We start from the raw sequence: 24742 nt of genomic DNA on the forward strand, positions 1-24742 counted from the left end.
AGGAATGGTAGAACCCAAATTTAAAAGTTTTTTGCGCTTTTCTAAACAAAATGTATCTGAAAGGGATTAGGCTTACATGAGGATTTCAAAAATATGGTTCGTGTTGGTACTGCTCGCGCTGCAGGCCTGTAAGAAAAGTCGGTCGGAAATAGGTAAGGAACTGTTTCAGGAGACCCGCAATAGTGTTTTTAAGAAAGTGGAAAATGAGGCTTTCGCCGGGGTGTTCAAACAGGTGCTGGCAGATCAGCGGAGTAATTTGAGAAACCCTAAACTCATTACATCCTTCTATGAGCAGAACGGATATGAACCGGTACTGCTGCTTAAACATCTGCCGAAGGAGGAAATGAAAACTTTTGCTCAATACCTCAGTCAGTCTGCTGCACATGGCCTTGATCCTAAATTCTTCCAGGCAGCTGAAATCAGCCAATTGCTGGGGCAGATCTACGATAAGAAGGCGATAAAAACAGTAGAGGAAGCGTATCAGGCAATGGCTTTATTGGAACTGAAAAGTGCCAATTCACTCATTAATTACAGCAATGCGCTGCAGTTTGGACTAATCAGTCCGAGAAAGATCTATGCACAATACTATACGGAAACTAAAAGGCCCGACAGTAACACCATGAATGCTGTTTTGGCCGTTGGGGATCTTAAAACATATTTGGATAGCATACAGCCTAAAGGTGCTTCCTACCTGGCACTGCAAAAAGCATTGGCCGAAGGCTTGACTGCGCCTGGAATGACGAAAGAACAGACTGCAAGGGTATTGCAGGTGAATCTCGAACGCCTGCGCTGGAAAAACCGTAAGGATGCAGATAAAGTCGTGCTGGTCAATATCCCTGATTTTAGTCTGGACGTACTGGAAAAAGGTAAATCTACCTTGCACATGAAAGTTTGTGTGGGCGAGGGCAGGGAAGTGAACGTAAATGAACTCAAAGAGTACGATGAGAACGATCTGAAGAAAGACCGCCCTTTTTCCAGGGAAACACCGCAACTGGGCAGTATGATCCACAGTGTACAGGTAAATCCGGTATGGAATATCCCGGAAAGCATTGCGAAAAAGGAAATTTCTAAATATGCGGCGGCGGACCGCTATTACCTGGCCAACAACAACATTGATGTGTATCAGAATGGCAAAATTGTTGAGGATCCGGAACTGATCGACTGGTCTGCAGCAGATGCAGGTAGCTATAGCTTCAAGCAAAGGCCTGGCGATGATAACTCCCTGGGAAAGATCAAATTCCTCTTCAACAATCAAAGCTCAGTCTACCTCCACGACACACCTGCTAAAGCCGCTTTCAACCAGTCAATGCGTGCTGTAAGCCATGGCTGTGTGCGTGTGGAGCAGCCCCTGGAACTGGCACGTGCACTTTTTGGTGAGGGCGACAAATTCGAGATCATCAAAAAACAAATGGCCCTTACCGATAATCAACAGGCCAAAGACCTCGCACTGCCCAAACAGGTGCCTGTGTACCTGACTTATTTTACGACCTGGGCCGATGCTAATGGAACGCTACAGTTTAGGAAAGACATTTACGGACAGGATGTCGTCTTATATTCTTATTTACAAAAAATGGGGGCTTAAGGCCCCCATCTGTATCTTTTAATCGACATGTGTATTAGATACTCAAAGCTGTATCTAAAGTCTGATCTTCTACCTGCTGATGTTGCTGATTGGCCATCATGGCTGCAGTATGTTCATCCAGGTATTTCGAAGTGTATTTTTGTTCACTCGAATTGATAAACAGGACCGTTTTACCTTCAATCGTATTGATCACTTTATTGGCCAGTTCAGGAGCCACTGCAGGACAACCCTGACTGCGTCCCAATCTGCCAAGGGCATTGATTGTACCCTGACTGACATAATCGGCACCATGCACCACGATAGAACGCATGCGTGCATTGTTATTGAAACCTTCATCCATGCCATCCAGTCGCAAAGAACGGCCATGCTGCCCATTATAGACTTCGGCAGTTACGTAAAAACCAATACTGCTTTGAAAAGAATTGTTGGAGTTGGAGAACTTGACTGCCTTATCGGCACCGGTATTTTGACCATGTGCTACCCAGGTATTGAGTAAAAGCTCTTTCTTGTCCAGGTCTACAATCCACATGCGTTTTTTTGTACTGCTCAAATCAAAATCCGCAATGGTCAGGATCGATTTCTCCGAAGAGATTTTTCCAGAGTTCCTGAGGTTGTAAAAGCCAGTCACAGCCTTCTCAAAAACAACCATGTTCAAGCCGGTAGCTGCAAGGTTTGCACTGTCATAAATTCCTTTCAGGTAATTGCTGAACAAGGAATCTGTAGACGCACTTAACGCGGGTTGTCCGCTTTTTTGTGTAGAAGAGGTCCAGCTGATAATGGTGGTTGCAAGGCTTAGTGTTGCTGCGAGTGTAATTCCTAAAATGTATTTTCTCATAGAGGGTGATTTTTACGCTATGTATTTAATTACGCTAATGTTTAGGTATTAGTATATCCAGATGAAAATATTGTTTAAGTTTTTGTGATTTCCCTTATACAAGTATACGTAATATAATTTGATTAAGTAGTTAGATTTTAATCTATTACGTTGAGATGACTCTTTTGTAACAGGTATGTTGCGTTTTAAAGCACCCCACTCGCGCCTATTTTGGACTGCTTAAGTTGAGTCTTACGGTCAGTCCGGCAGTATTGATCTTCAGATTGTTTTTCCCCAAATCGCGGAGGGAAGGCCTGAAAAACGGCTCGAAAATAATGTGGTTGCTTTTCCCGATCGGCCTGCTAATGCCCACTGCCAGGATAGCACTGTGCGCAAAATCAAAGCCCTGAAACCTGAGTTCTTCAGACTTGGTATTGGTTAAGGGACGCCCGTCTCCATTAATCGGTACATAGGTGTAGGTGGCCTGATATTTCTGATTGAGATAGGTACTGGAGTTAATACCTCCTGAAAAATAGTAGTTCTTCTTCCTGCCAGGATAAAATTTCAAGGCAATGGGAACATCTATACTGAGCAAACTGGCGCTGATTTCAGGGATTTTGGCCTGACCATAGCCGTTCTCCCCTGGCAGGAGAATCTGTTCTTTGACTGCACTGGGTTTGGTATTGGAGTAGGAAATGCTCGTTTCGGCGATCCCTGCACCTATGCTGATCGCAAATTGCGGATTGAGCCTCAGGTTGGCATTGATGCCACCACCCATATTTACTTTTACCGGGTTATTTGCATAATAATTAAACAGTGTTGCCGTAAAAATGTCGAAACTCGTATGCAGTCCTTCCTTTTTATTTGTTGAGGATTCAGCTTTCAAAGCTAGTTTGCTCTCCTGTTCCAGAAAATCCTGTAGAGAGGTCTTCTTTTTCAGGCTATCGGTTTTTTGTTGCCTGAAGTCTGTATGAATGGCGATGGTGGTCAGGTTGTCTGATGGGGATTTCACTGGCACAACAATACTATCTACACGTGCTGCGGTATTGATTCCCGGGTTTGCACCGGAAGTTCTCTTCTTAGTTACACCCGCTGCTTCCCTGGCTGCTGCAAGTACGTTTGCTTCCGGCAGTCTACCCTGCGTTGGCATTTTGTTTTGCAAAGGTACATGGGGCCTGACCACTACCTTATGTGCAGGTTTTTGATTGGTTTCACCGTGCTGGAATAAGAGCAGGGCCAGCATCAGCAGACTTGCAGCAATACCAGAAAACCATAGGTATGCAATTTTGCGATCCTGCTTTTCCGGAAATTTCTTCCGCAGTTCCTGCCAGCCCTGGTCTGCACCGTCATGGTCCAGTTCTTCGAAAACGGAACGAATATGAGCGCTGAGTTGATCTTCTGACCGATTCATATCTTTTCAATTTCTTGGTTTACTAATAGCTGAAGGGCCGCTTTGGCCCGGCTCAGGTAAGTCCTGGACGAACTTTCCGGAATACCCAACATTTCCGCGATCTCTTTGTGGGCATATCCGTCGATCTCATACAGGTTAAAAATGACATGTTGCATTTCCGGCAGCCCTTTCATCATGTTCAGGATATCTGCAGCAGAGAGTTTCTCCAATGCCGAAGGATAAATGTATTGCTGGCGGCCTTCCGGAATTTCCTCATATTGAGCGTATTTTAAATTTTTTCTTTTATGGTCCAGTGCACAATTCACCAGGATCTTCCTGAACCAGGGTTTGAATTCCGCAGTTTCATTAAATAAATGCATGGACCTGAAAACTTTTATAAAAGCATCATTTACCACTTCAAGCGCATCTTCCCTGTTGACAAAATAGCGCATACCTATCCCCATTGCATAAGCATAAAATCGCTTATACAACAATTCCTGGTATTTGAGCCTGCCTTGTTTGCAATGAGCAATCAGTTCGGCGTCAGTGGCATCAGGCGTTAGGGGCATGTATTTGCTGGTCCGGTTTTAACATCTTTTTAACCATTACGCATTGTAAAAGGATTTCGCTACAAGGCACATGAAATATAATTTCAGTAACTTTGTCACATTATCCATTAATAGAAGAAAAGTGTCGTTAGATAAATTGAAACTCAGCAAGTCATTGGTGTCTGCAATGAATGATGCCGGATACATCTCCGCAAAGGAGATCCAGGCCAAATGTATGTCAAGGATTATAGGTGGACAAGACATCATTGCGGTGGGGCCGGAAGGTTCCGGAAAAACCACTACCTATGTACTTGGGGTTTTAATGAAACTGAAATACAGTACAGATGAGGCGCCAAAGGTGCTGATCCTGGTGCCCGATGCCGAACGTGTGGAAGCTGTGATCGAAGAATTCAGGTTGCTGAGCAAAAATAGGAACCTGCGGATCATCGGCCTTTATGGAACCGGGGGAATGGATGAAGTGATCCAGGAGCTACTTGACGGTATTGATATCGTAGTAGCCACACCTCCGCGTGCCCGTGCAGTTTACCTGAAGCTCGGCCTTAACCTGAACCGGTTGCAGATCCTGATCGTGGACGATGCAGAAGTGATCGTGAAGCAGGGTATGCAATTGCCGGTATGCGAACTGGCCCGGAGCGCCGGTAAGGTGCAGCACCTGATCTTTACCTCTGTGGTCCACGACAAACTGAACCATATGATCGATCAGTTCATGAACTTTCCCACTACCCTGGAAGTAGAAGAACTGGGTGAAGAACAGGCCATCACGCATGAACTTCTGCTCTATCAGGTGCCAAATTTCAAAACCAAGACCAACCTCCTGAACCTCCTGATGAGGGATGATGAGGTTTTCGATAAAGTGGTGGTCTTTGTAAATACACGCCTGACAGCGCAAAAACTTGCTAAAAGTCTGTTTTCTGCTAAGCCTGCTGAAGTGTTGGTGCTGAATCCGCTGTTTTTTGATGAAGAGGGATTCGATCATATCGATGATTTTAAAGCAAGTCCTGAGTCCAGGATCCTGATTGTGGCCAACGAAGGCAATGAGCAGATCGACCTCTCGGAGATTCCTTTTATTTTCCATTTTGAAGTACCTGAGAAAAAAGAACTGTTCCTGAGCAGGGTGGTCAAATCAGGCGAAGAAGAAGTAGTAGCCATTACTTTTGCTACGGATATGGAGCTGGTAGAATTGCGCAAGATAGAGCAGTCACTTGGGTTCAAAATCCCGGTGATGGAGTTGCCGGAAGATTTAGTGGTCGATAAAATTGCCAAAGCAGCCAAAATCAAGACTGTTAAAGAAAGCAACGACCTTCCTCAGGGTGGTGGTGCTTATCATGATAAAAAGGAAAGCAATGCAAAGAACTACAACTATGGCATTGGTCAAAAGGCAAAAATGACGATGAAGAAAAAGCACGGCTAGACGCCTGCTTTTAGAGGCGCTTGGCTTCGTTCCAGTACACATCCATTTCTGCCAGGCTCATGTCCTGTAAAGCTTTCCCTTTTTCTTTGGCCTTGCTTTCCAGGTATTGAAAACGCTTAATGAATTTTTTATTGGTCTTTTCAAGGGCATTTTCCGGATTGATGTTGATAAAGCGGGCATAGTTGATCAGCGAAAAGAGCAGATCACCAAATTCACCTTCCGCTTTTTCGATATCTATGTCTGTTGTCTCGGCTGCATTAAATTCGTCTTTAAACTCCTGTAGCTCTTCCTCTACTTTTTCCCACACCTGTTCTTTTTTTTCCCAGTCGAAGCCCACTCCACGTGCTTTTTCCTGAATGCGGCTGGCTTTGACCAGGGATGGCAGGCCTGCAGGTACACCTGCCAGCACCGATTTATTCCCTTCCTTCAGTTTCAATTGCTCCCAGTTGCGCTTCACATCCTGTTCATCATGAACCACCACATCCCCATAGATGTGCGGGTGCCTGCTGATCAGCTTGTCGCATACACTGTTCAGTACATCTACAATGTTGAACAGGTCTGTTTCTGAGGCAATCCGTGCATAGAACACCAGGTGCATCATGACATCCCCAAGTTCCTTTTTGATCTCTTCCATATCACCTTCCATTATCGCATCTGAAAGTTCATAGGTCTCTTCAATAGTCAGGTGGCGCAGGCTTTCCATGGTTTGCTTTTTATCCCATGGGCATTGGGTGCGGAGGGTGTCCAGTACGGTAAGGAGTCTGAGAAAGGCGGTGGCGGGATTGATGGCAGTTTCTGGGGCGGTATTATTGGGCATACTGTGCTGGTTATTAATGTATTTGGTTGTCGTCTATGAAAAGCTAAATATAAGGATCATTGGTCGTTTCAGGAAACTATTCCTGCTCTTCGAGCTTGATGTTTTTTGTAATGCGGTAGATCTTCCGCTTCTTCTTTGGTTTTTCTTCACCACCCAGGAGAATACCCCAGGGCTTGAGTGCATCCACCCGGTCAAAAATGATCTTGAGCATGGCCAGATAAGGAATGCAGAGGAACATGCCGGAGATGCCCCAGATCATTTCACCGATCACAATACCAATGAAGGCAAATAATGCATTGATCTTGACTTTTGAACCCACTACCAGTGGCAGAAGTACATTGCCGTCTACGGCATGGATGGCCACAAAAGCGATGACCACCAGCAGCATTTTCGCTGCACCGGCCGTGGCAAAAGTGATGATCACACTGATCAGCAAAGCAGTAAAGATGCCGATATAGGGAATGATGTTGAAGATACCGGCGATCAGACCGAGTAATACGGCGTATTTTACATTAAGGATCCAGAGGACCAGCATCATCAGCAGGGTGACGATCACCATTTGGATAAATAGCCCGGTGATGTATTTTTTGATGATGTACTGAATCTGTTTCACAATATCTGTCACCTTATCTGCATGCTTTTCCTCGAAAACTGCAGTTAGAAAAGTAAAGAGTACCTGCCTGTAATTGAGGATGAAAAAAGTAAAGAGCAAGAGAAAAGAAAGAAATAGCATGGTAGAGGATACCGTGAGCAATGTGGCTCCCAGTACCGTAGCACTGGTGGCCAATGCTGCCTGTGCGCTGTCCCTCAGGTAGTCGATCTGTTTATGGGCATTGACATGGAAGGTGCCTGAGATCCAGTTTTGTACATCATGGAAAGAAGTCTCGGCTTGCTTTTTAAGTAAAGGCCAGTCTTCCCAAAGGTCGCCCAGCTGATTGGCCAGGAAATAGATGATCAGCGTGATGAAGGCGATCATCAGCACCACCGAAATGATGGCTGCAATGCTCCTTTTGAAACGCCATTTGCGTTCCATGTAATTGGCCAGGGGCAACAATAATAAAGCCAGCAGAAAGGAAGTAAGCAAAGGTGCGAGTATGGTCTGCCCCAGGATGGCGAGGTAACCGATACAGATGATCGAAAACAGCACCATCGCGAGTTTGGTGTAAAAGGGTAGGGAAAGGTTTCTCATGGGCAGGGCCAGTTTATTTAGCTTGAAGATAGCGTTTAAACAAATGCCCTGCCAATAATTATTTATTTCCAGTTGCTGGCCTCGTCCAGAATGGCAATGTCTTCCGTATTGAGCTTTATACTGGCGGCTTTAATGAGGTCGTCGAGTTGGTCCAGGCTGGTTACGCTTGCAATCGGTGCCGTCACAGAAGGTCTTGCGATGAGCCAGGCCAGGGCAATACTTGCCGGGTTTGCATTGTACTGCTCTGCTACCTCATCCAGGGCTTTCAGGATCCTGAAACCGCGGTCGTTGAAGAAGGCTTTCATGCCGCCTCCACGTTTACTCTTGCCCAGGTCAGCTTCAGAACGGTATTTGCCTGTCAGGAAGCCACTGGCCAGTGCGTAATAATTGAGTACACCTAGCTGATGGTCTAGCACGATCGGCTCATATTCTTTCTCGTATTGTTCACGCTTGTAGAGGTTGTATTCGGGCTGGAAGGTTCTGTACTTTGCCAGTCCGTTTTTTTCTGCCAGTTCCAGCGACTCCAGGAGCCTTTCTCCGCTGAAGTTAGAGGCCCCGATCCAGCGTACTTTTCCCGCTTTGATCAGTTTGTCGTAGGTTTCCAGGGTATCTGTTATCGGTGTGCTCAGGTCATCGAAATGAGATTGGTAGAGGTCGATATAATCTGTCTTTAAGCGCCTCAGGGAATCTTCTACACATTGCGTAATGTATTGCGGTGCCAGTGATTTTCTATCGGTTTTTACTACAGAGCCGACTTTCGTAGAGATGATGACCTGATCACGTACTCCCCGGTCCTGCATCCAGTTGCCGATGATCGTCTCAGATTCGCCGCCTTTATTTTCGGCTACCCAGTGTGAATACGAGTCTGCCGTATCGATGAAATTGAAGCCTGCTTCCAGGAAGCCGTCGAGTATTTTGAAAGATTGCTGCTGATCTATGGTCCAGCCAAATACATTCCCCCCGAAGGTAATGGGATAGACCTGTAAGTCCGTCTGGCCTAATTTGCGTTTTTCCATGTGTTTCTTTTTAGGTGTTAACAAAACTAAGAGAAGAAGGTTGTTTTTGCTGGAAAAAGTAATGCTTCAACGCTTTTATGACAATCCCCTACAAATGGCTTTTGAAAAATTGCGCTAGATCAGTTCAAAGCTTGCTTCAGGGCATTATTTGAGAGGTCAGATTACGATAGATTTGTCTTAAATTAAATACATTATTATGAATATCCCCGCAGGCCTGAAGATCAAGCCATGGTTGATCGGTGTAGGTATAGGTTGCAAGTTTTAGATTTGGGACTTCGTCGCTCTCAGCATTTCTCGCTTCCCGGGTGCTCCGGGAAGCTTTTCTATCGTAAAGCCTACTGCCTTCAGCGCACGCTTCAGCTTACCTGTTATGGCATAGGTTACGAAAATACCACCGGGTTTAAGAAAGGTACAAGCATGGGCGATGATTTCGTCGCTCCACATTTCTGGTTGGTGCTGTACCGAGAAAGCATCATAATACAGCAGATCAAAAAGCTGGGCTGTTTCATAACGCTGCAGGTAAGTGTGGACTATGCGGAGTTTTTGTTCCGGAAGGACAGCCGTCACCTGCTGCATGGCTTTCCCATAATTATTGAGCATTCCCTTCCAGATGGCTCCGGATACATACTGTTCATAACCTGTCGATTCCAGTTCCTCACTTCTCAGTGGAAAAGCTTCCAATGATGTATATTCGATGGATACCCCGCTCAAGTCCGCATAGGCTGCAGTCATCAGAAAATTGAGACCAGTGCCGAAGCCGACTTCGAGAATGCTGATCTGCTGCTGTCCGGGAAAGCTGCTGATCGCATGCTCCAGTCCGGCCGCAATGAAAACGTGCTTGCTTTCCTGTACCGCCCCATGTTTGGAATGGTAGTGCTCACCTATATTTTCATTGTACAGCGTATTGGAACCGTCGGCGGTCAGGGTAATCTTGTTCATCACTGCAAAACTAGCTAAAAAGCGGTAATTAAACTACGTGATTTGCTTTGGGATGTTTTAAAATAATTCCTATTTTACGCTCGTAAAGTCTTGATCTTTACGGGCAAACAATAATAGAACAATTGTGCCTTGCCCAATACAGGAAAAATAGGGCCTGGAGGTACATGAGGCGTTAAAATGAGGGTAGCTAGAAATTTATCGGAATTATCAGATAATGAGTTGATCTCCTTGCTGAAGCAGGAAGACCAGCAGGCTTTTGTGGCGCTGTATGACCGGTACTGGGCAGAGTTGTACGCCTGTGCCTTTCACCTCTTTCCACATCGTGAAACCTGCGAAGACCTGATCCATGATGTATTTCTGTATTTATGGAATTCCCGTGAAAAGTTGGAAATCCGCTCCCTGCGGGATTACCTTTATATCGCCATCAAACACAAAGCCCTGAATAAGATCCGTTCTCAAAAAAAACAGATAGAAATTTCAGGAGAGGATGCCGTGACACTGACCGCAAAAGAGGAGACCGATGACCAGTTGATGGTCAAGGAACTGAATCTTTTGTTTGAGCAGGGTATGCACAGCCTGCCCGAAAAATGCAGGGAGATCCTGACCCTGAGCAGGAAAGAGCACCTTTCCAATAAGGAAATTGCTTCAAGGCTCAATCTGAGTCCTAAAACGGTAGAAAATCAGATCAATATCGGACTCAAAAAGATCCGATTAATGATGAGCGATTTTCTGCTTTTTTATTTTATTTACTTTTTCTTTGGGTGATACCTCAGTTTGATGTGTCTTTAGTAAAAAGCACAGCATAATGGTATCCTATTTTAAAAACCTGATCCGCAAAAAGCAGCACAACGAGGCTGATACAGCACGTATTGAAAATGCGATAGCGGATTTTAAGCAGAATCCACACGAATGGGACGAAGCACGAATGGGTGTGCAGTCTGAGCTGCGGGATCAGATTCTGAGCCGGGTGATGGCTTCCATGCCTGCTGCAGGGAGAAATAGGTACCAAAGGCGAAACTGGGGCATTGCAGCTTCCGTCGCCCTGGTGCTGGGAACTGGTTGGTTAGGTTTTCATTACCGGGAAAATATCCTGGATGTGATAGATCCTGCGACTTTAGTGGTGATGAAGACCAATGGTCATGAAATCAAGAAACTAAGATTGAGTGATGGTTCAGTTGTCTGGCTCAACGGAGGGAGTAGGCTAAGTTACCCCGACCGCTTTAGCCACGACAAAAGAGAAGTGGTACTGTTGGAGGGAGAGGCTTATTTTGACATCCATCATGACGATAAAAAACCATTCCAGGTAAAGGCAGGGAAGACCCTGACCAATGTATTGGGAACGGCTTTCAACATCAGGTCCTATTCCTGGCTGGAAAAGATCAGTGTGACCGTTACCAGGGGTAAGGTCGCGGTAAATAACAGTATGTTGTTGCCCAATGAACAATTGGCTTATGACAAAGCTACAGGAAAATCGAAAATCAAAAAGCTGTCGGCAGAAGAAGTAACGTTATGGATGCAGGGCAGACTGTCCTTCAACGACGAATCATTCAAAGCAGTAGCCACAATATTAGAGAACAAGTACCAGGTTAGCATCCGGTTTCAGGAGCAAAAAATGGAAGATTACCGTTTCAGCGCCAGATTTGAACCTTCGGATAGCCTGAATGATATACTTGATGCACTGACCATGACCAGGGGGCTTTCTTATAAAGTCAAAGGTGCAGTAATCACAATAACCAATTAAAAAAGAACCAGACCAAACTAAACTCAAAAGCCTATGACCAATTAGTACTCCTTGAAAAAAAGAAACCGAAATATGAAATATTCCGGTTTCAGATGCCTCAGTATGTAATGCCAATCACTGACTGATGGCCATCACGTGTCTTTTAAATCTAAACATTCATCAAAAAACCACAACCAAAGGTATGAAAAAATATGCCCGCATTTTACTGCTGGTCAGAATTTGGCGCGGTCTGCGCCCAATGAATACCGCCTGCCTTGCGACCACCACACTGCTAGTTTGTACCATGCAGTTCGCAACAGCGCAGTCGCTTAACCAAACGAAGATCGATGTCGACTTCAAAAACATTCCCATGAAGCAGGCCCTGGACCTGATCCAAAAGAAGAGCAACCTCAATTTTGTGTTCAGTGAAGAAATGGTCGCAGAATATAAGGTGACGCTATCTGGAAAAGCGATGACGGTAAAGCAAGTGTTGGATAAGCTATTGAGCAAAACCAGCCTGGATTACACGAGTCGCGACAATAAAGTCATCATCAGAAAAAAAGCAGCACAAGTAGAAATGAAAACTGCGGCTCCCCGGTCAGTTCCTATGACAGGGATGGGGGTAGCTGTATCCTCTGGTCGTCTCAAAGGATTAGTATTGGATGCAGAAGACAGACCGCTATCTGGCGTCAACGTAAGGGTAAAAAACCAATCTGCGCTAACAGTTCAAACCAATGAAAAGGGGGAGTTTACGATAATGCCCCCTGAAGGATCAGAATACTTAGTGTTCAGCTCCATCGGCTTTGTTACCAAGGAAGTGAAAATTGGCTCCACAGTAGATTTCAATGTCACCTTAGTTATGGAAAACAAGGATCTGGAGTCAGTAGTGGTAACAGGTGTTTTTACCCGTAAAGCAGAAAGCTTTACCGGAGCGGCCTCTACTTTTACACAAGAGCAATTGAGGTCGGTAGGTAACCAAAACATCTTTCAAAGTCTGAAGATGCTGGATCCGAGTTTTATACAGGTAGAAAACCTGCAAATGGGATCTAACCCAAACGCACTGCCTGATTTACAGATCAGGGGTGCAAATAGTCTGCCGGATGTAAGAGGTGAATATTCAGGAAGTCCGAATATGCCCTTGTTTATCCTGGATGGTTTTGAGTCGAGCTTGCAAAAGATCTATGACCTGGACATCAATCGTGTAGCATCGGTAACCATTCTAAAAGATGCTGCGGCAAAGGCTATTTATGGTTCGCGTGCAGCCAATGGTGTAGTGGTAGTAGAAACCAAAAGACCGGAGATGGGAAAGTTGAGGTTGAGTTACACGGGGGATTTCAACGTGACTACGCCAGATTTGAGCAGCTATAGTCTTGCGAATGCCGCGGAGAAATTGCAGGTGGAGTTGGATGCGGGTCGTTTCTCTAACCCTTCACAGGTTACCGAGCAACGACTAAGAGAACAGTACAATAGCATCTACTCAGACGTTTACCGTGGGGTGAATACTGACTGGCTGGCACAGCCTGTTCGTAATGCCATTGGTCAGAAACATACTCTTTCACTGGAAGGTGGTGATCAATATCTGCGCTATGGAGCTGATTTTACCTATAATGATATCGCAGGGGTAATGAAAGAATCTGGTCGTAGGAACTTATCTGGAAACGTATTCCTTTCCTATCGACTCAATAATTTTTTGTTTAGAAACACCTTGATGGTGACTGGTAATAATGGCTACGATTCTCCATACGGACCTTATTCAGCATACTCAAGACTGAACCCTTATTGGACACCCTATGAGGCAAATGGCCAATTGAAAAAAGTATTGGGGCAATTTACTCCTTCAAGTGGAGCGACGATTAATACCTTCAATCCTCTTTACGATGCAAGCTTGGGCACAAAAAACTTTTCAAAATACACCGACATCACCAATAACTTCATTACAGAATGGTCGTTAGACAAATCTTTGAAAGTGATTGGAAGATTAGGGTACACGCAAAAGATAGATAGTCGTGAAGATTTTTATCCGGCGAATCATACAAGATTTATTGAATACGCGGAAGCAGACTTTTTCAGGCGGGGACAATACAGCATTACTGACGGCAAGGATGGAATGATTAAAACCGACCTTACATTGAATTATAATAAGCTGATCAATAAACACCTGTTCTTCTTTAATGCTGGGGTAAATTTGTTAGAAACCAAGCGTGATGCTCATGGAATGACGGCAGAGGGTTTTCTGAATGATAGGGTAGATAATATCAATTTTGCCCTTCAGTATCTGCAAAATGGTCGGCCAAGTGGTTCTGATGCGCTGAAAAGAGAAACGGGTATTTTAGGGGCTTTAAATTACTCTTATGACGAAAGATACCTTGCTGACCTCACGTTTCGCAGGCAAGGTTCCAGTGTCTTTGGGGCCAATAACCGCTGGGGAAACTTCTGGTCTATGGGTATCGGCTGGAATATCCATAGAGAAGCATTCATGTCTCAACAAGAATGGCTCGAGCAACTGAAGCTGAGGGCATCCACTGGTTATACTGGTAATCAGGAATTTAATCCTTACCAAGCTATGGCAACCTATAATTACTACACAGACTCTTATTACGATAATGTGGTAGGTGCGAAGTTGATGGGGTTAGCCAATGAAGACTTAAAATGGCAGCAGACCATGGACTACAATTTTGGGGTAGATGCTAGTGTCTTTAATCGGGTAAATTTGAGATTCGATTATTACATTTCCAGAACCAGTAATTTGCTGACAGATCTGGGACTTCCGGGCTCAGTTGGTTTTAGTACCGTTAAAGAAAACCTAGGCGAGTTGCAGAATACAGGTGTGGATGCAGTAATGAGTGTTCGCGCCCTTAATGATCAGAGCACAGGGAGTTTTCTGAATATATTTCTGAACGTGGGGATGAACAAAAACAAGCTCCTAAAGATCTCCGAGGGACTGAGCAATTTAAATAGCGAATTGGAGACCGAACGTGGTACTTCTACTAAACCATTTACCAGATATCAGGAAGGTCAATCTATTACAACACTCTGGGCAGTAGAATCTTTAGGGATAGATCCTATCAATGGTGCCGAAATTTTCCGTAAACGTAATGGAGAAACTACCTACGTATGGGATGCCAATGATCAGGTTCCCTTCGGAGATACCAATCCAAAATTACGCGGTAGTTTTGGATTCAATGCTCAGTATAAGGGATGGGGGTTGAACTGCGGTTTCACTTATCGTATTGGAGGACAGTCTTACAATCAGACATTGGTAGATCGGGTTGAGAATGTTGACATTCGGTACAATGTCGATAGAAGGGTTTTTACGGATACCTGGAAGCAGCCTGGTGATCAGGTATTCTTTAAACGGATCACTGAACGGGCTAACCGCACTAATCCTAGTTCGAGATTTGTTCAGAATTTCCATGAACTTCAGCTAGGTTCTTTGAATGCTTCCTACGATTTCCGCAATACAGCAGTACTGAAGCAGTTGGGGATGCAGAGGTTGAGGGTAACATTGTTTACCAATGAAATAGCAAGGGTTTCTTCGGTGAGAGCAGAGAGGGGACTAGATTTTCCATTTGCACGGACTTACTCCTGTTCTTTACAGGCAACATTTTAATGGTTAGGCGTCACAACTTACGAAAATGAAAATGAACAATTTATATATAAAAGCAATACTACTTATTCTGCCATTATATTTGCTGTCTTGTAACAAATGGCTGGATGTAGAACCTAAATCACAGGTTAGGGACAATGACCTTTTTTCTACTGAAACAGGTTTTAAAGAAGCTCTTGCAGGCGTGTACGCTTCGCTAACTTACGAGCCGCTCTACGGCCGGGAAATGACTTTCGGATTAGTTGGCGTGTTGGGGTATGAATGGGATTATCAGTCGGATGCATATGATTCCGACAAGTTTTTTGAGTACAAAAGTCTTCAGTCGCTCAACAGGACTGAGGCATTGTGGAATGGCATGTACACTTCTATTGCTAACAACAACAAGCTATTGGAGGAGATTGATGCAAAGAAAAGTATATTTCAGCAAGGTAACTATGAGGTCATTAAGGGGGAGTCATTAGCACTCCGTGCTTTTTTGCACTTTGATCTCTTAAGAGTTTTTGGGGCTAGTTTTGAGGAAAATCCAAATAAAATAGCTATTCCTTATTTCAAAAAAACGGGTAAAGAAATCGCAGCTCAATTGACAGTTAGCCAAGTATTAGATCTTGCAATCTCAGATTTGAATGAAGCGGCAGAACTGTTGAAACAAGACCCAATATTAACCGGACGGGTGATCACTAGTCTCGATGATCAGGGTTATCTGATGAACAGGCAGCTGCACCTTAATTACTATGCTGTAAAGGCATTACTGGCAAGGATATATCTGTATAAGAAGGATACTGAGAAGGCTTACGAAAATGCAAAGATTATCATCGATGCCAACAAATTCCCTTGGATTTTACAAGCCAACATTGCATCGGATCTGGTTTATTCAACGGAGCATCTATTTGCATTAAATGTGACTCGGTTAGAGACCATTTATCAGAATAGTTTTACGGCAACGGGAGGGAATAGATTTTCAATGCTGGGCTCTACCTATAGTGAATACTACACTTCCACCGATTACAGGTACTTACGCTGGTTTACGGTTACCGTAGACGGAAACTACTATTTGAATAAATATAATCAAACGAATATTTTGGCAGCTTCGCGGAATCGAATACCCATGCTGAAGTTGTCTGAAATGTATTTTATAGCAGCTGAAGCATTAAAGAACACAAACATTGGTCAGGCTGCAAATATGATTAACGTTTTGCGTGAACACAGGGGCCTGACTACAACGACGATCGACGCCAGTAACATCGATGCTGTAATTCAGCAAGAATTTAGAAAGGAATTTATAGGGGAGGGACAGTTGTTTTTCTACTACAAGCGGAAAAATTTGTCTCGCATCCCGAGAGCTACAAGCTTTGATATCATTTCATTAAAGGGTTATAAATTGCCAATTCCGGTAAGTGAATTTAATAACGCACCAGGAAGAGTAGATAATAGATAGGAGGACACATGAAATTTAATATAATCTATGCGGTTGGATTATTGCTTTTGATCAGCAGCTGCAAAAAAGAAGAAGAACTGAGGTACGACAATGAACATAGTGCAATGAATGTTTGGTTGGGAACTGATCTGCAGTTGCGGGATAGTTTGGTGTATAATTATGCTTACAAGTCACTAAATAACTTTGATACCATTAAATTCAGTGCAAGACTTACTGGATTATTGAGCGATCAAGACAGAGAATTTCAGTTGAAGGCCATCAGTGGGGATCTCGATAGGGTAAAGGAAGGGCAGCACTATGTATTTCCAAAATATATCCTGAAAGCCAATACCTATGGAGGGATTTTTACAATCTTAATAAAGAGGTCAGGGGATTTTAAAAGTAAAGAAGCCAAGGTTGTTTTCGGAATTTCGGAAAATGAGCATTTCAAAAAGGGTGCGGTAGAACAGTCTGTAATGAAAGTGCTTTTAAAGGAAGAGTTTTCTAAACCTGCGAATTGGGATCTAGACCCTTTTCCATATACCAGACTCTCAAGTTTTTTTGGCGGTTACAGTAATGTGAAGTTTCAATTTATTACTACAGTCATAGGAAGGACACCCACCTTTAGGGTGAGGACCAACGGGACTGCGGTGCCACCAGATGAGGTGTCGCATACTCAAGCTTTATATTGGCAGTCGCGCTGTAAGCTTGAACTTTCTAAATACAACTCAGAGCATATTGGCGAGCCCCTGAAAGATGGTGATGAAGTTATTGTTTTCCCTTAATGATAAAATAATGAACAGCAATAAAATTTTAAATTTCTTGGTGCTATTGGCAGGAATCGCAATAATGGCATCTTGTAGCAAGGATAAGGGTAACTATGATTATAAGGCAGTTGATGCTGTCGTTATAAATCTTGAAAATGTTCCGTCGACATACTCGGTAGTTAGATTTGAGGGCATCAATATCGCTCCAAAAATAACTTACAAAGGTGAGGCTGTGGATCTGGTAAACCCGCAGTTTCCTGAGTTGAAATTTACTTGGGAAATCTATCCGACGGGTCGAGAAGTGGTAGAGCGCCATCTTCTTTCAGAGTCGCCAATTCTAAACGTTAATCTCAATCAGCGTGAACTGCCTTGGGAAATATTGTATACCATTACTAATACGAATACCGGAATCAAAACCTTCGCAAAATTTGCTTTAAATATAACCTCTATTTTGGCGGAAGGTTGGATGGTATTGTATGAACGTAACGGCAATACTGATGTCGGCCTAATCACCAATAATGAGATAGCAAGAAGTCAGGTAGCAGAAAAGTTATTTCTAGATATCTACAGTGCATCAAATGGTGGGCCTATGAAAGGCACTCCAAGTTCAATCGCCTACTCTTACGCTAACTTGGCGGCGAGAAAGATTTATGTGCAAAGCAATCAGGAGATGTCCATGGTGAATCTAAGTACCTTTGCAAAGGTATTTGATTTCAATCAAGGGTTATTCTGGGTTAAACCTGGTACAATATCTCCATTAATATTTAGGTCTACAGAGGCTAGAAAAGAATGGGTAATTAATAACAATCGTGTTCATATGATCGATTATACCACTATTGCACAAGGCGATAGGGCTTTTAGTGATCCTCTGGGAGGTACTTATGGCACATTAGCTCCTTGGATGGCAGTGTCTCCAGCACCTTTGGATGGTGTTTTTTATGACCAGACCAACAAAAAGTTTTTGAAGATTATAGTTCGCGGATCAGAAGTTACTCCATTTACTACTAATCAAACTACTGCCGTATTTGATGTTAATAATGTGGGTATGGAACTTCTGATGGGTGATATAGGCTGGAATAACTGGGATTATACCGTAATGAAGGACAACGCTGGCAAACATTGGTTGTTGAGTGCTAATTTTAAAGCGGGTGATGTAGTTGATTTGACTACTGGCAGAGGAGTTCCTATCGGTAGAGGCAAATATGATATGAGCACTTGTCCCGAAATTGCGAATGTCAATTCGGTGACTGCTGGTACTCTGGGTGAGATTTTCTACTACAGTGCCAATAACCACCTCTATCAATTTAAGTATATACAGGGAACAACAGCGCAATTGTGGACAGCGCCGGGAGGGGAAGTCGTGACAAATATCTCGCTGCAGAAGTATTACAACACCAATAGAGCAGCTGCAGCTGTTTACGACCCAAAAAACTATTGTAAAATCTTATACATCGCCACTTACAATGAGACGACCAAAATCGGAACCGTTTATCAGATGGGCGTAAATGAAACCAGCGGAGCTATACTAGCAGGGACTGAAAAAAAATATACAGGTTTTGGCAAAATCAAGGCCATGTCCTGGAAAATGAATTAATTAAACAAAATGAAACAGAAAATCACATTAACCATGGTATTGCTTGGGGGCTTCATTGCCGCGCAGGCACAGAACTTTACCATCAAAGGAAATTTAAAAGGGCAGGGGAATGAAAAAATCATTCTGAGAGGAGTAGACGGCCCGATAACTGTGGAGGCCAAAGGCGATGCTTTCGAGCTTAGTGGCACTGCTGGCGACGAACCTTTCGTCACCTCCCTCAATACTGGTGTAGACCGCAACCTTTACCTCGGTGGGGGTAAAACCGGCATGTACCAGCCAGCGCTTCCATTAGATATTGTGCTGAGCAAAGGTGTAAACCTGACCATCAGCGGAACAGCCATGACGCTCAACCTGGCTTCCGTAACCGGCGATCCGCTAAACGATAGCTTTACCGCTTTCCGTAAGGCACAAGAGCCATTGATGAAGCAGATGAGTGACCTGCAAAAACAAATGGTAGAGAGCAGGGTGATGGGGATCAAAGATGCAATGAATGAGATTGGCCCTAAAATGCTGGAAAACAGAAAAGCACTCGCGGAATCCAGAAAGAAGTTCATTAAAGAGCATCCTGAAGCTTTCGCTAGTTTATATTACCTGTCTACTGCCTCCAGGGAATATTCTGCGGCTGAACTGGAAACTGCCTACAATGGCCTGGCTTCCACCTACAAAAATACCCGTTATGCAAAAGGTATCGTTGAAAAGATCGCTTCCCTGAAAACCATTCAGGCTGGCGGACCAGCTCCGGATTTTACAAAGCTTGACATCAATGGTAAGCCTGTAAGTCTGTCGCAATTTAAAGGCAAATATGTGCTGCTGGACTTCTGGGGAAGCTGGTGCGGACCTTGCCGTGCTGCCAATCCACATTTAAAAGAGTTGTACAGTCAGTATTCGGCTAAAGGATTTGAGATTCTGGGTATATCCAGCGAGAAAGTAAGCGGACAAGCGCAGGCTGAGAAAGTGTGGAAAGAGGCGGTAGAGAAGGATGGACTGACCTGGACCAACGTGATCAACAATGAAGTGGCCATGAAACAAGATGTAGTGCAACTGTATAGCATCGAAGGTTATCCTACACAGATTTTGCTCGATAAAGAAGGCAAGATCGTAGCCCGTTGGTTAGGGGCCGGAGGTAAGGAACTTGATGAAAAGCTGAAATCCATTTTTAAAAACTAAGCACTAAGGATGAACACAAATACATCAATGAAAGGCCTGTTAGCAGGCCTGTTCATTTGTTTACTCAGCAACTGGAGCCCTGCAGAAGCACAACAGAAAAAAGGAATCCAAATTACGGGAAAAGTAGCTTTTCAGAACCCTGAGATTTTCAAGAAATACAACATGGTATGGCTGTATAAAGGATTGGGCAAAGACCGTAAAGCTGTAGATTCCGTAAGATTAAACGCTGACGGTAGTTTCAGTATGACTACGAAATCGCCGGTATCGGGCATTTATTCACTGGATATCATAAAATGGCAAAGCGTTTCCTTTTGGTCTGATCATGATGTCAATATATCTGCCAGAGGCTACGACACCTCCGGTGTGAAAGTCAAAAATTCCGGTTATGTGTCTGTCAGCAGTAAATCTGCAGGAACACAATTGATTGGACTTGCCGACTATAACCGGTACATCGCAGATCAGGAGTATGAGGTCCTTGCTGCGGAGAGCATAGCTGCCCAACAGTACGCACGTAAGGATACTACCTGGGCCAGCTTTTTGAGATCGAAAGGTTTAATCAGGCGCAAGGCTGATTTCGAATTGCAAAAATTAAAACAGTTGATCAATACCAATGCGGCTAATCCTGCAGTGGTATACCTCCTGGCACAACTTCCGGTAGATAAAGAAAGTGCCTTCTTTTCTGCTGAACTGGAGAAATTGATCACCAGGTTTCCCAACCTGGAGGAAGCCAAACAACTTAAAAAGGAATTCCTATCTCAACTGGCACTCCGCAATTCGTTAAAAAAAGGAAGTATAATTCCCCAAATTGTTTACAGTACTCCGGAGGGAACAAAGATCGATATCACCTCTTACAAAGGCAAGTATGTGCTTATCGATTTTTGGGCAAGTTGGTGCGGGCCTTGTAGAAAAGCGATACCAGAGATTAAAGAACTGTATGCTGCTTACAAAAACAAGGGCTTTGATGTGCTGAGTGTGTCTGTAGATACCGACAATGCTGCATGGCGTAAAGCGATGGATGAAGAGCAAATGCCATGGGCGCAGGTCATCAGCCCTGATAAAAACAAAACCTTGGCAGACTTTATGATTACTGGTATTCCGACTTTGTATCTGATTGATAGAGAGGGAAAGATTATAGATAAATATACCGGCTTTAGTCCCAAAACTAAATCACAGCTTGAGGCCATATTCAAAGAAAAAATATAACACGCTCCATGGTTTCGTCTGATTCGTTCGGGCGAAACCTATTTGTAGTGTTTTAAACGTTACTGGTTTGCTCTATATGTTTAATTATTTTTTGCCAATTAAATTACTGACGAACAAGACCCTTTAGATATTCGAATAGTTTTAATTTGAAGAATATAATTGAAGTTCAAAAAATGGTTGGTGACTGACTCTTTAGTGTCAATATTTTTTAAAAATATTTTGTTAGAATTCCATTTTGTTTTTTTATTTTTAAAAAAATCTTAGCTCCCGGATTATAATGATTACACTCTCGTCTATTTTCGATAAACCTAAAAATGACCTTTTTAACGTTTGTAAATATTTATTTACTGAACTAAAGTTAAAATTCACTGAAACTGCTCTTAAAGAACAACTGGTGGAGCATGTCGAATATCCATCCCTCCTATCTTTGAAAGACACACTTTTTGAGTATGGTATTGAGTCAGCTGCAATCAGAAAAGGCAAATACAACTACGATGAGTTTGAAACCCCATTCATATGCTCAATTCAAAAAGAAGGTTGGCCAAGACCACTTCATACGGTTGTTAATTTAGCTAGTTCTGATAAGATAGAGTTTCTGGATCCCATAACTAACGAATTCTCGATCACTTCATTTGCAGAATTTGAGAAAATGGACAAAGATATAGTATTGCTGATCGATTCATCAAATGCCAAGGACGAGATTGATGTCCTGAAAAATCGAAAGGCCGAGACTCATAAAAAAATATCAAAAGGAATTCTGTTTTTTATCGCTCTCGCTACTATTATGATGTCCATTGTAGCGATAACTCTTCAGCCGTCTAGCAGCACATCTTTGTACGGTGTGGCATTCATTCTAACTTCGTTTTCCGGCGTGATAGTTAGCTCGATGTTGTTATGGTACGAAATTGATTCTCATAATCCTTTCCTCAAGGAAGTTTGTGGTGGAAATAAATCCAAATTGAGTTGTAGTGCGGTTCTCGCTTCGCCGGCATCCTCTTTTTTGGGTGTCAGTTGGTCTATATGGGGATTTGCCTTTTTCGCGACATTTTTTATAACTCAGGTTTTGTTCCCTGCAAGTTTTATTTACGTGTCGTTTTGGTCTTTGGCTTCTATCTCAATCAGTCCATATATTTTGTTCTCCATATTTTATCAAAAAAAACTTGTAAAGCAATGGTGTGTGTTGTGTATCGTGATTCAAGTCATTTTGGGGATAGATGCTTCTATATCAGTTATATTTCTTTATAGTCATTCATATGCAATCTCGGACATCTCAGTATACAGTGTTGTTATAATATCATTTGTAGGCTTATCTATACTTTTCGTAGTTCAAAGAGCTCTTCCATTAGCTAAGGCAGCAAACGACAGTAAAGTATATCTGAGGAAATGGCAAAATCTCAAATATAAGCCAGAAGTGTTTTTGGCTCAGTTAAATAACAGTGAGAAAATTAGGGTTTCAACGGATGGAATAGGTGTAATAATCGGTAATAGAAATGGTCGAAATGAAATTGTCAAGGTTTGCAATCCTTACTGTAGCCCCTGCTCTAAGGTTCATCCGGAATTAGAGGGACTTGTAACTAGTAATCCCGACCTACGTGTAAGAATTATCTTTACTGCTTCTGGTGAAGAAGATGATATAAGAACAGCTCCAGTAGCGCATCTGCTAGCGATTCAGCAAGTTTTTGGAAGTGTGATATTTAAACAGGCTTTAGATGACTGGTATCGATCATCCAAAAAGGATTATAAAACCTTTGCTGAGAAATACCCAATAAATGATGAACTAAAACATCAATTAGCAAAGATACAGGACATGAATAATTGGTGTAATCAAATGAAGATAAGAGCAACGCCAACGATATATGTTGATGGTAATGAACTGCCTGACAATTACAGTGTGTCCGAACTAAAACATTTTTTTGGCTAAATAATTCAATGTAAATTTTATTAAAGTTGCGCTCCCTTCGTTAAGAAAACTCCAACGCCATTCGGAGAAGTGAATGGCATATATTTTAATCTAAATAAAAAAAAATGAAAAAAATTTCTTTTAAGGATTTGCCAAATTCAGGCGCTGTAATTCTCTCTCGTGCTGAACTTAAACAAGTTTACGGAGGTGACGTGGATTGTGCAGCAGGGTTCGTTAAGGTTCCGCTTATTGATGATGGACCTGGACAATATGGTTGCTTGCCACAAGAAGCAATATATGGTACTCCAGGTGGTGATAATGGCGATCCTTGTCCTGCCTATTGTGCTCCTGTTGGTGGAGTTATCCACTGCATTGGAGGTGGTATAGCTACCGGCGGAAATTGCAATACACTTCCCCCGAGTCAGAGCAGCGGTCGACATAATGCCTGTATAAATTTGGTCAACGGTAGCTTTTGGTGTTAATGTGATACTCTGTTTTTACCTAGTGTGACACGATGAAATTTATGAGTTTTTGATTGTCACATTAGGTATTTTGTTTATTTAAAGCTTTAATATGGGTGATAAAGATGAAACTATTATTAGTGTTTTTTTTTGTTGGATTTAATATTTGTGCGAATGCATGTATTCGAATGCATCAGGAAGTTGCAATTATATCGATTTATAAAGAAGTAGGGCCGCTTTTTGTCAAGGATAGGTCTATTATAAAGAGGCCTGCAAATTATGAATTGACAAAAATAGATAATCAAAATTATAAATTGGTTTACCGAGGTAAAAAGCCAAAAATTCTATACTTAAATGAGAACCCAATATATATTACACCGGGCGATAAGGTACAATTAAATTTCGCACGAATTTCCGAGCCGGGAATGGAAAGAGATACAATCACTGCAAGTGGAGATAATTTAATGAATTATACGTATGCTCCGGTTATGCTACTGGATTCAAAAGAGCGTAGATCTTCTATAAATACTAACTACCCAAATTTTACAAGTCCTAAATACTTTAAAGGAAGCATTTCGTTTTATGATGATCTTAATAGATATGATGAGTTATCTTGGAAATATGTAGATTCTGTTCTAGTTGCTCGTAATTACAATAGGAATATTATTAGGCAAATGGAACTAGACTTGTTTACATGGAATATGTTCACGAAGGTTGAGTATGAAGATCGGTTACAGGCGCAAAATAAAATACAAGCAAATGATTTTGCAAGAAAGATTGAACACGACTTTAAATCGAGAAATTTCTTATTTGTAGATACAATTTATTCTCCAAATATTGAAGGGGCAATATCGATGTTTTTCGTACACTTAGAGAAAACCAAGTTTGCAGGCGTTAAAGACGACATGCAACTTTCTAAGCTATTTTTTTATATTAAGAGTTATCCGAACAACTTTGTCAGAGAGTATTTACTTTGTTTTTTGATGCAAGCCTATTCTTCCAGATTAAAAGAAGATTTTTTGTTGCAAATCCAATCAGAAGTGGAAAAAATCACTAATCCATTTATTCTCGATGCATTAAAAAACAAAACAAACAAGAATGACCTTCTCCTTGATATTAAAAACCTAATGATGCATTAGCCTATTTGCTCGGCATCAAGTTTAACTAAAATAAATTTATATT

20 protein-coding genes are annotated in these 24742 nt (G+C 42.6%); 13 read left to right on the forward strand and 7 right to left on the reverse strand.

The features are described from left to right. The first annotated feature begins 76 nt into the window (after positions 1-76). A complete protein-coding gene (locus tag WAE59_RS00355) occupies positions 77-1582 on the forward strand; it encodes a L,D-transpeptidase family protein (protein ID WP_337853930.1) in 1506 nt (501 codons plus the stop codon). A 34-nt stretch (positions 1583-1616) separates the two neighbouring features. Here the strand turns inward: WAE59_RS00355 and WAE59_RS00360 are convergent, their stop codons facing one another. The 3 genes from WAE59_RS00360 to WAE59_RS00370 all read right to left on the reverse strand — a co-directional run bounded on the left by WAE59_RS00360 (position 1617) and on the right by WAE59_RS00370 (position 4355). Beyond that, positions 1617-2417, reverse strand: a complete 801-nt coding sequence (locus tag WAE59_RS00360; RefSeq protein ID WP_337853931.1) for a murein L,D-transpeptidase catalytic domain family protein — start codon at positions 2415-2417, stop codon at positions 1617-1619. A 205-nt stretch (positions 2418-2622) separates the two neighbouring features. Then, positions 2623-3807, reverse strand: coding sequence for a hypothetical protein (locus WAE59_RS00365; RefSeq protein ID WP_337853932.1), 1185 nt, complete (start codon positions 3805-3807; stop codon positions 2623-2625). Next, positions 3804-4355, reverse strand: a complete 552-nt coding sequence (locus WAE59_RS00370) for an RNA polymerase sigma factor (protein ID WP_337853933.1) — start codon at positions 4353-4355, stop codon at positions 3804-3806. Before WAE59_RS00370 ends, WAE59_RS00365 begins: the two co-directional genes overlap by 4 nt. 121 nt (positions 4356-4476) lie before the next feature. Here WAE59_RS00370 and WAE59_RS00375 point away from each other — a divergent pair, with 121 nt between their 5' ends. Then, on the forward strand, positions 4477-5766 hold the full coding sequence (locus WAE59_RS00375) for a DEAD/DEAH box helicase (RefSeq protein WP_337853934.1): 1290 nt from the start codon (positions 4477-4479) through the stop codon (positions 5764-5766). A gap of 10 nt (positions 5767-5776) precedes the next feature. Here WAE59_RS00375 and mazG read toward each other — a convergent pair whose 3' ends face one another. The 4 genes from mazG to mnmD all read right to left on the reverse strand — a co-directional run bounded on the left by mazG (position 5777) and on the right by mnmD (position 9727). Beyond that, on the reverse strand, positions 5777-6583 hold the full coding sequence (mazG, locus tag WAE59_RS00380) for a nucleoside triphosphate pyrophosphohydrolase (protein WP_337853935.1): 807 nt from the start codon (positions 6581-6583) through the stop codon (positions 5777-5779). Positions 6584-6659: 76 nt separating this feature from the next. Beyond that, the gene (locus WAE59_RS00385; RefSeq protein WP_337853936.1) at positions 6660-7772 is read right to left on the reverse strand and encodes an AI-2E family transporter; all 1113 of its coding nucleotides are present in this window, start codon (positions 7770-7772) and stop codon (positions 6660-6662) included. Between the two features lie 62 nt (positions 7773-7834). Further along, positions 7835-8788, reverse strand: a complete 954-nt coding sequence (locus WAE59_RS00390) for an aldo/keto reductase (protein WP_337853937.1) — start codon at positions 8786-8788, stop codon at positions 7835-7837. Positions 8789-9049: 261 nt separating this feature from the next. Further along, positions 9050-9727, reverse strand: coding sequence for a tRNA (5-methylaminomethyl-2-thiouridine)(34)-methyltransferase MnmD (mnmD, locus tag WAE59_RS00395; protein ID WP_337853938.1), 678 nt, complete (start codon positions 9725-9727; stop codon positions 9050-9052). A gap of 177 nt (positions 9728-9904) precedes the next feature. On the opposite strand from mnmD, the gene WAE59_RS00400 reads away from it, so the two are divergent. The 11 genes from WAE59_RS00400 to WAE59_RS00450 all read left to right on the forward strand — a co-directional run bounded on the left by WAE59_RS00400 (position 9905) and on the right by WAE59_RS00450 (position 24699). Then, positions 9905-10492, forward strand: coding sequence for an RNA polymerase sigma-70 factor (locus WAE59_RS00400; protein ID WP_337853939.1), 588 nt, complete (start codon positions 9905-9907; stop codon positions 10490-10492). Between the two features lie 40 nt (positions 10493-10532). After that, positions 10533-11468, forward strand: a complete 936-nt coding sequence (locus WAE59_RS00405) for a FecR family protein (protein WP_337853940.1) — start codon at positions 10533-10535, stop codon at positions 11466-11468. A gap of 181 nt (positions 11469-11649) precedes the next feature. Continuing rightward, the gene (locus WAE59_RS00410; RefSeq protein WP_337853941.1) at positions 11650-15057 is read left to right on the forward strand and encodes a SusC/RagA family TonB-linked outer membrane protein; all 3408 of its coding nucleotides are present in this window, start codon (positions 11650-11652) and stop codon (positions 15055-15057) included. A 31-nt stretch (positions 15058-15088) separates the two neighbouring features. Beyond that, positions 15089-16489, forward strand: coding sequence for a RagB/SusD family nutrient uptake outer membrane protein (locus tag WAE59_RS00415; protein ID WP_337853942.1), 1401 nt, complete (start codon positions 15089-15091; stop codon positions 16487-16489). A gap of 8 nt (positions 16490-16497) precedes the next feature. Further along, positions 16498-17253 (forward strand): DUF4843 domain-containing protein, encoded by a 756-nt coding sequence (locus tag WAE59_RS00420; RefSeq protein WP_337853943.1) that lies wholly within the window; start codon positions 16498-16500, stop codon positions 17251-17253. Positions 17254-17263: 10 nt separating this feature from the next. After that, positions 17264-18829, forward strand: a complete 1566-nt coding sequence (locus WAE59_RS00425; protein ID WP_337853944.1) for a PKD-like family lipoprotein — start codon at positions 17264-17266, stop codon at positions 18827-18829. Positions 18830-18838: 9 nt separating this feature from the next. After that, complete coding sequence (locus WAE59_RS00430) at positions 18839-19996, forward strand: TlpA disulfide reductase family protein (RefSeq protein WP_337853945.1); 1158 nt, start codon at positions 18839-18841, stop codon at positions 19994-19996. 9 nt (positions 19997-20005) lie between these two features. Beyond that, positions 20006-21199, forward strand: a complete 1194-nt coding sequence (locus tag WAE59_RS00435; protein ID WP_337853946.1) for a TlpA family protein disulfide reductase — start codon at positions 20006-20008, stop codon at positions 21197-21199. A gap of 277 nt (positions 21200-21476) precedes the next feature. Beyond that, positions 21477-23120 carry a vitamin K epoxide reductase family protein gene (locus WAE59_RS00440; RefSeq protein ID WP_337853947.1) on the forward strand — a complete coding sequence of 548 codons (1644 nt, stop codon included), beginning with the start codon at positions 21477-21479 and terminating at the stop codon, positions 23118-23120. Between the two features lie 159 nt (positions 23121-23279). Next, the gene (locus tag WAE59_RS00445) at positions 23280-23486 is read left to right on the forward strand and encodes a hypothetical protein (RefSeq protein WP_337853948.1); all 207 of its coding nucleotides are present in this window, start codon (positions 23280-23282) and stop codon (positions 23484-23486) included. Positions 23487-23685: 199 nt separating this feature from the next. After that, positions 23686-24699: a hypothetical protein gene (locus WAE59_RS00450; RefSeq protein WP_337853949.1), complete on the forward strand. Its 1014-nt coding sequence runs from the start codon at positions 23686-23688 to the stop codon at positions 24697-24699. Positions 24700-24742: the final 43 nt, after the last annotated feature.

Source organism: Pedobacter sp. GR22-6, assembly GCF_037402555.1.
GTDB lineage: Bacteria > Bacteroidota > Bacteroidia > Sphingobacteriales > Sphingobacteriaceae > Pedobacter.